The following is a 12,701-nucleotide window of genomic DNA, read 5'->3' on the forward strand; positions in this document are numbered from 1 at the left end:
TCAAACCGGACTCCTATATCATAGGAAAGCTAAGAGCAGAATTTTAGCAACTATTTTCCCAATAATTACTTTTATTTTGTCGAGTTTTGTGGCGATAATTCACCATAATCAATTTTGAATACTTAATAAAGGTATGAAATTTTTACTTTCTGTTTTGCTGACACCTGCGGTGGTTTTGTTGAGTTCTGCTCATGTATTAGCAGCAATTAAAACCAAAATAATTGAGTATAAGCAAGGAAACACAGTATTGGAAGGATATCTTGCTTATGATGATGCTATTAAAGTTAAACGTCCCGGTGTATTAGTAGTTCATGAATGGAATGGGTTACAGTCTTATGCCAAAAAACGAACCCAACAGTTGGCTAAATTGGGATATGTGGCTTTTGCCGCCGATATTTATGGTAAAGGAATTAGACCAAAAAACATCGAAGAATCAGGTAAACAAGCAACTATTTATCGTCAAGATCGAAAATTACTCCGCGAACGGGCAAAAGCTGGGTTACAAGTTTTACAAAATTATCCCTTAACTGACTCTAAACACATTGCTGCCATTGGGTATTGCTTCGGTGGTGGTACAGTCTTAGAATTAGCCCGTAGTGGTGTTAATATTGCAGGTGTAGTTAGTTTTCATGGCAACCTAGACACACCCAATCCTAATGATGCTAAAAATATTAAAGCTAAGGTATTAGTATTGCATGGCGCTGATGATCCCTTTGTCCCAGAAGCGCAAGTCCAAGGTTTTGAAAGAGAAATGCGTCTAGGTAATGTGAACTGGCAACTAATATACTATGGTGGTGCGCTTCATTCTTTCACTAATCCAGAAGCCAAAAATAATCCCAAAGGTGCTGTTTATAATTCAATGGCAGATCAGCGTTCTTGGCAAGCTATGCGACAGTTTTTTGCCGAAATATTTGCTAAGTAATATTTTGTGGGTTTGATCACTGATTATATCTGCAAAGACTGGTAATTGGTAAAATTATTACCTATTATCTATTCCTTCCCCTTACCTGGAAATCATGTCTAATCTTCCACCGCTAAATACAGAAACAATTTGGGCAATTATTAACGATACAATTGATGATACCACTGTAAACCAATTATTATGGTATCACTTAGGTTATCGTTATGATGGGATTACAGAAACTTGGGATAATAGTCAAGTATCATCAACATGGCGAGATGAATATTCACAACCACCGGATTTTATTGCTTCTCGTCCAGCAATTATGAAATTAACTCGTTCTATTCCCCAGGAAAATAAACAGATACTCAAGGAAAGACTCGGTTTTAAAGGCTACAAAATTGGTGAATTTGGTCCTCGACAAACTCGCAGAGCCACATCAGCAAATTGGTTATTAAGTTATATGTTAATAACCACTGGTACAATTGAGTAAAATTGCTATATTTAGCAATTACTTAAAATATCCCCAACTTCTCTAAGTAGTTGGGGATATAAGCCTTGCGTCCGATTTGCAAAATTAAATTATAAGGAAAATGCCGAAAACCCTTGAAGATGTTGCTGACTCAGGAAGCCACATCTGTGCTTTAGACAAGGGATGAAGGCTAGTACCGCAAGGCGGAAGTCAAAAGTCAAAAGTCAAAAGTCAAAATGAAGACAGTATAGGCTTTTGGAGGATTTAGAATAGTTGGTTTATTTCCGCCAAGCTGTACTAGTAGTCTGTCAAGGCGAAAATGACGGGTGAAGGCAAGCAGGGGGGCAGGGGGGCAGGGGGCAGGGGGGAGTGGGGGGAGTGGGGGAGTGGGGGGAGTTGGGGGAGTTGGGGGAGTTGGGGGAGTTGGGGGAGTTGGGGGAGTTGGGGGAGTGGGGGGAACATTACCCGTCAAAATAAATTTGACGAACTACTAGAGGCAGGATTTATGTCTAAATGTTATGGAAATAACACGGACATATCTTGTATTTTTTTACAAAACTGTGTATATTAATATATTCTACCCTTGCATATAGTAATCTTAGCTAATTTGTGCAACTTGTTGTTCTAACTAACTACTTTAGGGCTAACAAGAATCAAAAACGGTTTCACAAATAATTTAGATAGGATTACTGCTGTATAACACAAATAAAGAGATTTCTGCTATGATCAACAAATTAATTAATACTAACATTAAGAGTTCTCATGTTTTACCAACTCCTAATGAGGTTAAGGCAAAATTACCTTTAACTAAAACTGCTGAAAATACAATTTTAAAATTCAGACAAGAAATAGAAAATATTTTAGATTTTCAAGATCGACGTAAATTCATTGTAGTCGGTCCTTGTTCAATTCATGATCCAAAAGCGGCGATAGAATATGGAGAAAAGTTGCTAGGCTTGGCAGAAAAAGTTCAGGATAAATTACTGTTAATCATGCGGGTTTATTTTGAAAAACCCAGAACTACTGTAGGCTGGAAAGGATTAATTAATGATCCGAAAATGGATGATTCTTTTCATGTAGAAGAAGGAATTTTAATTGCCAGAAACTTACTATTAAAGTTAACAGATTTAGGATTACCCACTGCTACAGAAGCACTTGATCCAATCATACCTCAATATATAAGTGAACTGGTTTCCTGGTCTGCAATTGGTGCAAGGACAACCGAATCGCAAACACACCGAGAAATGGCTAGTGGTTTATCTATGCCAGTAGGTTTTAAAAATGGTACTGACGGTAATATTCAAGTTGCTGTAAATGCCCTCAAATCAGCAAAAACTCCCCATAATTTCCTGGGTATTAATCAAAAGGGACAAGTGAGTGTATTTCAAACTAGGGGAAATGCTCATGGTCATGTAATTTTGCGTGGTGGAAATCAGCCTAATTTTGATGCCGAGAATATTCAGTTAGTAGAGGAACAATTAAAAGCAGCTAACTTATCACCAAGAATAGTTGTTGATTGTAGTCATGGTAATACTAATAAAGATTACAGATTACAATCTATGGTGTTTGAGAATATTATCCAGCAAGTATTAGATGGTACTAATTCCATTGTAGGAATGATGCTAGAATCGAATTTGTATGAAGGTAGTCAAGTAATTACAGGGAATCGTGAAGACTTAAAATATGGTGTTTCCGTAACTGATAAATGTATCAATTGGCAGGAAACTGAAAGAATTATTTTGGCTGCTCACAGTAAATTACAATAAACTTACAGCAGTTTTTATGTATTTACACCACATGAATTATTTTAATTCTTCTCTTTGCGTGTGGCTTTGCAGTTAGTTAGATCTTGTACCTCATTAATCTGCATCTTCCTCTAACATACCTCTAAGATACAAGGTTGGGTTGTGGAACGTAAACGTATCCCTGCGAGACAATGCGTGAACGCGGAGCAATCGGAGCGTATCCCTGCGAACTGCTTGCAGCGGCGCTTCGCTATCGCCGGAGGCATCAGCCATCATAAATAAGTAGTGAGACAGAATTAATTACACAATGTCATTGCGTTAGCGTAGCGTGGCGTTAGCCATATGGAAAGAAGTTGAATAAAGCAATCGCCAGGGTTGTGATTGCTTCCCTTCCCTCGCAATGACTGTAAATATTTTTGTCCAATTACTTAAAAGTGGGATTGGTGCGGATCGAACGCACGGCCTAGCGCTTAGGAGGCGCTCGCTCTATCCAACTGAGCTACAACCCCAAGGATGACGTAAATATCATAATAGCAGCATTTTTATTGCGATCGCCAACAATAATCCCAATCATCACCACCGACTTCTAACCCGCAAAGATTACTACTTGCAGTCAGGATAACTTGAGATTTGCCGCTATTAAGTTCTCGCAATTCTAAAGTGATTTCCCCTTGCATGGTATCTCGACAACAAAAAGTTAAACCATTAGTTGTAGGTGCGCGGAGGGGTGTACCGGGAAGATGGGTAGTCCCTGTCAGTTCAATTTCGTAATTGAGGTTTTTGGCTTGCATTTGCCATCTACCCCAGGGTTGAATTTGCCATGTTACCTCTGAATTCCAGGGAACAAATTCATAAAATTTGCCTTGGTGGTGAATACCAATCATGGCGACTGATTCCATCCACCATAATACACCACGTTTGCCGCCACCGGCTGTTAAAGCTAAGTCTGGTTGATTGATAAAGGCATTACAATTTAGCCAAAACCATTTTTGGGGAAAAGCACCACCCCAATTTTTTTCCGCGTATGCTGGGGCATTTGTGAATTCATAAATTTTACCATGCCAATCTATCCAACCGCTGGCTAAACCATGAGCCATTAAAATTTGCCAACCAGGTTCAAATATCTGAGAAAATGATAACCAACCGGCGGTTGATTGCTGAGGACTATTTTGATTTCCCCATGCGTACATGGGTTGAATTGCATACTCCCATCGGCAATAATTACCAGTGGTAGGATCTGTAATTATGCCTTGGTTTAAGGTAGCTGTGGCTTGATAGCCTTCTTGAATATGGTGTGCAAATTCACGAGGAATAAGATACAGAGGTGAAACTTGTAAGTTGGTTTTTCCCCAATGTCCTAATCCCAAAATATCCCGACTTGCCCAAAATTTGTTGATATCAGGAAAAGTGCGACAAAGGTATTCATCATTTATACCCAGGATTTGGGCTGCTCCGCCACTGTAGGGCTGATTGCCTCTTGGGTCTTCGATGGAGTACATGAAGGCGATAGTTTGCCGAATTTCGGTCAGTGTTACCCGGTAATACCAGCCCTCAAAAAAACGGCGATCGCTCCCATCCCAATGGTAGCCACTATGGGGAGTTTGGGTGAAATCAAAGAAATTTTTGGGAATATTCAGCATAAATTGTGTTTTATTGGACTTCGTAAGGTTAAAATTTGAGCTTTTACTTAAAGGGGATATATGGATGTAAAAACGCAAGTTATTACATTCTCAAGTATATTTATTTTTTGGTATTGGCAATGTGGAAACTTTAGACTAAAATGGGGTATCGGCTGGATAACTAGGGGCAACTACCTAATTCGGGAAAAATTTTACGCCATTTGAGGGTTGTCATTGAACGATTTCCCCCGGATTATTGAGCGGATACAAAATGGTGTATCCACTGAATTTCACTACATATTCCGTATTTTAAGCTTCATCATCTGTAATTACTGAACAAGAAATGTAAACCAAAAATAAAAGTTAGTTCTTCTTACACATCACAAAAAGACATTTTACAAACCATCAACATTCCACATTCCCCGATGATACTTAATCCTATTTTCCAGACAGCGTTTAGGTTGATGCAGCATATTATAGATTAATGAGGTACAGGATCTTAATTCAAAGCCAAACAGCAATCTAGCTTTACAAAAGAAGGGAACAGGGAACAGATAAGAAACTAAAGTTTCACCAGTTTAGAGCTTCAGTCAAAAAAAAGATGTTTTTAAAAGATGCGTAGCACGAAAAAACAGTGTCATTATTTCAATCTCATGTTTTTAAACATGAGTTTTTCCAGTTCCCTGTTGCTTCTTCCGCTGAATACTGACTCCTCAATTCTGATGTAAGTCTCTGACTAACTCAATTTGATGCTGTTCCTATTTCTATCGCTGAGTCTAAACTCAAGTGGCTAGAAACTTGACAATTTGGTATGCGTTGTGATTAAGTGTTTAATACCAGGTAGATATATTTAAGATTCAATTACGAACTGTTGTAAAATCGCGCAGTGTAGTAAGGTGTGTCTATTTGGGAAGATTTGTGAAGTACAAGGTTTACTGCTACACAATTGCATATCATCTGGCTTAAGATCTTTTCTTACCTTAAATGCAAAAAAGGCATTGATTCACAAATTCATGTTTTTACAAGCCAAGCTCTAAAAAAATACTTATGCTAGAGATAGGATTTGAGACTAATAGGGGCAGTATTCAGTTAGTGAAACTCCCACGCTTTATCTCTCTATTTCTGATGATGGGAGATGTTTTTGGCCTATTTGTCTGTTTAGGAATTAGTTCTTACGGGACTCTGAATCATCCATTGATAGGATTTGATCCATTTGTATATGGATTTATACTACTGACTTTAACAGGAATGTATTTGTTAAATACATACCATCCAGAGAAAGAAATTGCTGGGTTACAATCTCCGACTCGCATCCTGATCAGCAGTCTAATAGTTGCCATCATAACTTCCGTGTTAATTAATTTATCGGGAAACTGGGAAGATAATCCAGTAGGGATGCGGGGTATATTATTAGTTAACCTGGGAATTTTTACTATCTGGGCAATGATATTAAGAATATGGGCATTTAATTGGTGGCGATCGCAAGCTCAACAAAGTCGTTGGTTAATGCTAGGAGCCAACAATCATGCCATAAAATTTGCCCAAATGTTCTTAACCCAAAATCCACTGGGGCGATTAGTTATCTTGACGGAAACTGGTCAACATATCCCTGAATTAGCAGAAATCGAACCCCAATTAAGTCATGAAGGATCTCTCAATGACTTATCTTATTGGAGTCATCAACCCTTATCAGGAGTAGTAGTAGGAACTCAAAAAGGTCTCTCTGATCAACAAGTACACAGTCTCATGCAACTCCGACTGAAAGGGATTCCCGTTTACCGTCTACCTGATATTTGGGAAACCCTATGCTACAAACTTCCCTCATCTCTACTCGAAGATGAGTGGTTTGCTTTCAGCAGTGGTTTTAACCTAGTATTTTGTGGTCACAGTCTCAAAATAAAAGGGGTTATGGATATAATCGTCACTGGTCTGTTGTCTCTGCTGGTGTCGCCACTCATGATATTTGTAGGACTAATCATCAAATTAGATAGTCCAGGACCAATTTTTTATAGCCAGTTACGAACAGGATTATATGGTAAACCATTTCGGGTTTACAAATTCCGTTCCATGTATCAAGACGCGGAAAAGAGGGGCGCACAATGGGCAAGTCAACGTGACCCCCGCATTACCAGAGTAGGATATTGGCTACGAGTTCTGCGAATTGATGAACTCCCCCAAATTTGGAATGTGCTGTGTGGAGAAATGAGTCTGATTGGTCCACGTCCAGAAAGGCCAGAGTTTGATGTCAAGCTCAAAGAAGCAATTCCTTATTACGAAATGCGCTATTTAGTCAAACCAGGAATTACTGGTTGGGCGCAGGTGCTTTATCCCTACGGATCTTCTCTAGAAGATGCCTATGAAAAGCTATCTTACGACCTTTACTACATCAAAAACTATTCATTATGGTTGGACATAGTGATAGTCTTGAAAACCATCAGAGTTGTTTTATTAGGTAAAGGCAGATGAATCAAAAAGTCTTGGTAACTGGAGGTGCTGGCTATATTGGTTCCCACGTCGTGCGTCAACTAGGTGAGGCTGGCTATGATGTGGTTGTATATGATAATTGTTCTACAGGAGTAGCACAAGCTGTACTTTATGGTCAGCTAATTGTTGGCGACTTAGGAGATATAGACCGCCTTTACCAAGTCTTTGGCAAACATCAATTTAGCGCAGTGCTGCATTTTGCTGCCAGTCTAGTTGTACCAGAATCCGTTGCCTATCCCCTCGATTACTACACCAATAACACCCGGAATACCCTGAATTTACTCCGGTGCTGTAGTATCATGGGTGTTGACCAATTGATCTTTTCTAGCACAGCGGCAGTTTACGGCGAACCTAGAGAAAATCCCGTCACAGAGTTTACTCCCACTTTACCGATTAACCCCTACGGTCGCTCCAAACTGATGAGCGAATGGATGATTCAAGACTACGGACTGGCATCTCGGCTGCGGTATGTAATTCTCCGCTATTTCAACGTCGCAGGAGCCGACCCCGGTGGCAGAATTGGACAAAACTTAACCAATGCAACTCATTTAATTGCCAATGCTTGTAATGCAGCCCTGAAACGCCAACCAGAATTCAAGATATTTGGCAATGATTTCCCCACCCTAGATGGGACAGGAATTAGAGACTATATCCATGTCGAAGATCTAGCCACAGCCCATGTTGATGGGTTACGCTATCTAGAACGGGGTGGAGAAAGTCAAATTCTCAACTGTGGTTATGGCAAAGGTTATAGTGTCAGGGAAGTTGTGGAACGAGTTAAGGACATTTCTGGGGTAAATTTTCCTGTGATTGAAGTGGCGCGTCGTCCCGGAGATCCAGCCTGTGTGACGGCTGATGCAGAAAAAATTAAACAGGTATTGAATTGGCAACCCAAGTATAATGACCTGGATAATATCATCTCCAGCTTTCTCGCCTGGGAGAAAGGTAAGCTGTTACAAAGCTATAAGTAGGTGGGCGTTAAAAATTGTCGTTGGGGCAAGGGAACAGGGAACTCTTAACAGGGAACAGGAAGAGAGTTTTGAGTGATTTTACTCTTGTAGGGTGCGTCAGACCCAATAATTTGGTAAAAAACAGATTTCCTCTGTCTGACGCACCCTACTCAATACGACAATCAAACTGCGTAACAAATAATCGCTATTTTACAAATGTTAAATGCCAAAAGCCGGGGATGAGTGATTTTTGTTCAAACGGATGATCTAAGTAGGTGAACACAATAAAACCAAACTGTGTAAAGAAATGTAAAATCGCCCAAACCCTCTTCACTCTTGCCTCTTGCCTTTTGCCTTGCCATAACGACAATTTTCAACGCTCACCTACTTACAACTTGTACAGCGCTTCCTACACTTAGTATATTTTCTTAAATTAATTTATGTCCATTAACCAAGAAGAACAAGATTCCCCTATTGATATTCAACAGTACTGGCTAATATTCAAAAGACGTTGGCCTGTGGCATCAGTCGTATTTGCTTTTGTCTTCGGAGTCACAGCCCTTGTCACTTACTCAACAAAACCAGTTTACGAGTCAGAAGGGAAATTGGTTTTCACTAAAAAAAGTGGGGCTTCATCACTCTCAAGTCTCTCTCAACAGATGGGAGAATTGGGCGCACTGACAAACCTTAGCAACCCAGTAGATACTGAATCTGAGATCATCCGCTCCTATCCCATCGTTATAAAAACTATTACCACACTGAAGTTAACAGATGATCAAGGCAAACAGCTTTCTTTGGAAGTTTTTCTCAAAAAACTGAAGCTGAAGACTGTCCGAGGAACAGATGTGATGCAGCTTTCTTACAGAAGTACAAATCCCCAGGAAGCAGCAGATGTGGTGAATTCCCTGATGAAATATTACTTAGAGAGTAATGTTCGCACTAACCGCACCGAAGCTAGGTCAGCGCGAGAATTTTTATCCAAGCAATTACCAGAGGTTGAACACCGAGTTACGAAAGCAGAAATGAACTTGCGCCGGTTTAAAGAGAACAACCGAGTGGTGGCTCTGGATGTAGAAGCGAAAACTAGTTTGGAATCTCTGGGAAAGCTGAATGAATCAATTACCCAGAGCCAAGGGGAATTGGCGGCGGCCTTGACTCGTTCCGTAGCTTTACAGAATGAAATGAAACTGGGTACACAACAGGCTGTGGATCTCAGTACCTTAAGTCAATCACCCGGTGTACAACAAGTCCTCACAGAATACCAAAAAACCCAATCTGAACTAGCAGTGGCGCGAAGTCTTTATACTGGTGATAATCCAAAGGTCGTGGATTTAGCCATGAAAGAGACATCTCTGAAAAAATTACTAGAAGAACGAGTCGGCCAGACCGTTGGTAATTTTGAGTCCCTATCTAAACAGAATTTGCAAATAGGAGAACTTAAACAGGCATTAACTCAAGACCTTGTCAAATCGGAGGTAGAAAGGTTAGCATTAACAAAACAAGTGGAGGAATTGCAAAGGGTATTTATAGTTAACAGAAAACGTTTGGATAGCTTGCCTCGACTGGAACAACAACAGCTACAGCTACAGAGACAGTTAACTGTCGCACAAATCACCTACCAAGAATTTCTGAAGCAATTCCAGTTGGTTCAGGTTTTAGAGAATCAGAATGTAGGTAATTCGCGGATCATTTCTGGAGCTTTAGTTCCTGAACGTCCCATTTCTCCTAAGATTCCCCTCAACCTAGCACTAGGCGGATTTTTGGGAGTTATTTTAGGCGCAGGAACGGCGCTACTGTTGGAATCCATGAATCAATCCCTCAAAAATATTGAAGAAGCCAATCGGCTGTTGGGCTTTCCTTTGCTGGGGACGATTCCCCAATATGGGGAAAAAAATCCGAAAAATCGGCAGGAAGGTCGGCAAGAGTTGCCATTATTGGATGACCCCTATTCACCAGTCAGTACGTCTTTTGAAATGCTCCAGACTAACCTGGGGTTCACTTGCTCTGACAAAGAATTGCGGGTAATTTTGGTGACTAGTGCAACCCCAGGAGAGGGTAAATCTTTTGTGGCGGCAAATCTGGCTCTAGCAGCAGCTTATGTAGGAAGACGAGTCTTGTTAGTGGATGCTGATATGCGTCTTCCCCGTCAGCACTGGATTTGGGAAATACACAATTTGCTGGGATTAAGCAATATCTTGGCCAGTCAGGCGCAGTTAGAAAATGCTGTCCAGGAAGTATCCCCTCTGGTGAATATGTTACCAGCAGGAAAAATTCCGCCTAACCCAGTGGCACTGTTAGATTCCCAGCGCATGGCTGCCTTGGTTGAAGAGGCTAGTAAGGATTATGATTTCGTAATTATTGACACACCTCCCTTAACGGCTGTTACTGATCCCCTGATTGTTGGCAAGTATGTGGATGGGTTATTGCTGGTTGTCCGTCCCGGTGCAGTGGAGTATTCAGCGGTAACTGCGGCGAAGTCATTACTTGAGCAGGCGAGAGTGCCTATTTTGGGCATGGTGGTGAATGGTATTGGTAAGGAAAGTGGTTATGGTGGATATTACTATGCCAGTGGTTATTACGGAGGTAAAGAAGACAAGAAGAAGTCTTCGGAGGCTAATGTGCGGTCAGGGTTTTTTGGTCGGGTGTAATTTGTCTTTACACTCTGACGAGATTAATTAAATTGTCTGTGTTTTAGGAGTTGAGCTTTGATGGTCTTTTGATCTCGGTTCCTCCCTCGCAACCTCCTCGTAACTGAGAAGGCCGGAGCAGGGGAAAGCTATGTCTAATTAAGGTATAACTCTCGAAACAATGTCTGCGATCCTGATGATTTAAGTATTCTAGTATTTTTGTGCGATCGCCAACCAATACTAATGGAAAAAACCGATATTCTGCCTGCATTGGCAGGAGTAGAGTTAAAATTAACTGTTGATAATGTATTTAGCTGGTTAAAAATGGCTTAACTAAGCAATATATTGGATAAGATAAGAGTCTTAGAGACTTCCAATAAAAAAATATCCCAAAATTCCTTGTGGTGCAGGCATCTTGCCTGCTAATAATACAAGTAGTTCATCTTTTTTGTGGAGTTCTCTTAGAGAATTCCAATTAAAAAAATACCCAAAAATCCCTTGTGGTGCAGGCATCTTGCCTGTTACCATCAAGGACAGGCAGGATGCCTATCCCACAAAATTGGGTAATTTATTTTTTGGTGTTCCCTTACAAAGGGGGGCTAAATTCCTCAAAGTCCCCCTTTTTAAGGGGATTTAGGGGGATCTGCGGGTGTCAGATCCCACACGAAAAAGTTTTCAAACAACCTCTAAGAGGAGAAGGTTAGTGAGAGGTGCGGAGAGAGGCTTTGACCCCCCATTCCCTCGTAGGGAAGAATTTATACGTTTCCCAAGTTCTGATCTATAGGATATAATTATCTCAGAGGATGTTTGAAAAGTTTCCGGCGATTATAAAGATGCCTCCGGCTCCCGTCAGGGATACGCGACTACACAAACCAAGTCCACCTATTCCTACATTCCCTTAAACGATTTCCACAGTCGGCTACCCCAATCATAAATATATGACCATCAGTGCCGTAAAAAATATTACAAAAGATATTACATTAGAAAAGTTCTTAATGATGCCGGAGACCAAGCCTGCGTCAGAGTTCTTGGATGGAGATATTATTCAAAAACCCATGCCTAAAGGAAGACACAGCCGACTGCAAGGGAAACTTAGCAGCGAAATTAATTTGGTGAGTGAATCTGAAAAAATTGCCTATGCTTTTCCTGAACTCAGGTGTAGCTTTGGTAGTAGGTCAATTGTTCCTGATATAGCAGTTTTTACATGGGAACATATTCCTTTCCTTAGCAGTGGAGAAGTCCCAGATAGATTTGAACAGTCCCCAGATTGGGTAATTGAGATTCTTTCTCCTGAACAGAAATCAAATAAAGTGATTGGCAATATCTTGTATTGTATGGAGCATGGATGTAAATTAGGATGGTTTCTTGATCCTGATGATTTAAGTATTCTAGTGTTTTTGTGCGATCGCCAACCAATACTGATGGAGAAAACCGATCTTCTGCCTGCATTGGCAGGAGTAGATTTAAAATTAACTGTTGATAATGTATTTGGCTGGTTGAAAATGGCTTAACTAAGCCATACATTAGACATCTCCGGTAAAAATTGTAGAGACGTTCCATAGAACGTCTCTACAGGAGTTTCATGTCACGCATATTTAATTTTCGGAGATGTCTATTGGATAAGATAAGAGTCTTAGAGACTTCCAATAAAAAAATATCCCAAAATTTATTGTGGTACAGGCATCTTGCCTGCTAACAATACAAGCAGTTCATCTTTTTTGTGGAGTTCTCTTAGGGACTTCCAATTAAAAAAATACCCAAAAATCCCTTGTGGTGCAGGCATCTTGCCTGCTAACAATACAAGCAGTTCATCTTTTTTGTGGAGTTCTCTTAGGGACTTCCAATTAAAAAAATATCCCAAAATTTATTGTGGTACAGGCATCTTGCCTGCTAACAATACAAG

The 12,701-nt window shown here is 40.4% G+C and carries 8 protein-coding genes and 1 tRNA gene; 7 read left to right on the forward strand and 2 right to left on the reverse strand.

All coding sequences use genetic code 11. The features are described from left to right. Nucleotides 1-133 precede the first annotated feature (133 nt). The 3 genes from NG743_RS11445 (at nucleotide 134) to NG743_RS11455 (ending at nucleotide 3,139) form a co-directional block, all read left to right on the forward strand. Nucleotides 134-922, forward strand: coding sequence for a dienelactone hydrolase family protein (locus NG743_RS11445; RefSeq protein WP_193963587.1), 789 nt, complete (start codon nucleotides 134-136; stop codon nucleotides 920-922). A gap of 94 nt (nucleotides 923-1,016) precedes the next feature. Further along, complete coding sequence (locus NG743_RS11450) at nucleotides 1,017-1,394, forward strand: DUF1823 family protein (protein WP_027402927.1); 378 nt, start codon at nucleotides 1,017-1,019, stop codon at nucleotides 1,392-1,394. Nucleotides 1,395-2,095: 701 nt separating this feature from the next. Beyond that, nucleotides 2,096-3,139, forward strand: coding sequence for a 3-deoxy-7-phosphoheptulonate synthase (locus tag NG743_RS11455; RefSeq protein ID WP_027402928.1), 1,044 nt, complete (start codon nucleotides 2,096-2,098; stop codon nucleotides 3,137-3,139). A 414-nt stretch (nucleotides 3,140-3,553) separates the two neighbouring features. Here NG743_RS11455 and NG743_RS11460 read toward each other — a convergent pair. Continuing rightward, a tRNA-Arg gene (locus NG743_RS11460) sits at nucleotides 3,554-3,627 on the reverse strand. Between the two features lie 33 nt (nucleotides 3,628-3,660). Next, nucleotides 3,661-4,758, reverse strand: coding sequence for a tocopherol cyclase family protein (locus tag NG743_RS11465; RefSeq protein ID WP_027402929.1), 1,098 nt, complete (start codon nucleotides 4,756-4,758; stop codon nucleotides 3,661-3,663). Between the two features lie 1,026 nt (nucleotides 4,759-5,784). Here NG743_RS11465 and NG743_RS11470 point away from each other — a divergent pair. From NG743_RS11470 to NG743_RS11485, 4 genes are all read left to right on the forward strand, one after another. Next, complete coding sequence (locus tag NG743_RS11470; RefSeq protein WP_257122010.1) at nucleotides 5,785-7,203, forward strand: sugar transferase; 1,419 nt, start codon at nucleotides 5,785-5,787, stop codon at nucleotides 7,201-7,203. After that, nucleotides 7,200-8,192: a UDP-glucose 4-epimerase GalE gene (gene galE / locus NG743_RS11475; protein ID WP_257122011.1), complete on the forward strand. Its 993-nt coding sequence runs from the start codon at nucleotides 7,200-7,202 to the stop codon at nucleotides 8,190-8,192. The genes NG743_RS11470 and galE overlap by 4 nt, the downstream gene beginning before the upstream one ends. A 419-nt stretch (nucleotides 8,193-8,611) precedes the next feature. After that, nucleotides 8,612-10,819 carry a GumC family protein gene (locus NG743_RS11480; protein ID WP_257122012.1) on the forward strand — a complete coding sequence of 736 codons (2,208 nt, stop codon included), beginning with the start codon at nucleotides 8,612-8,614 and terminating at the stop codon, nucleotides 10,817-10,819. A 917-nt stretch (nucleotides 10,820-11,736) separates the two neighbouring features. Next, entirely contained in the window at nucleotides 11,737-12,309 is a 573-nt protein-coding gene (locus tag NG743_RS11485) for a Uma2 family endonuclease (RefSeq protein ID WP_027402933.1), read from the forward strand. Nucleotides 12,310-12,701 lie beyond the last annotated feature (392 nt).

It is taken from the genome of Dolichospermum heterosporum TAC447 (assembly GCF_024584745.1).
Classification (GTDB): Bacteria; Cyanobacteriota; Cyanobacteriia; order Cyanobacteriales; family Nostocaceae; genus Dolichospermum; species Dolichospermum heterosporum.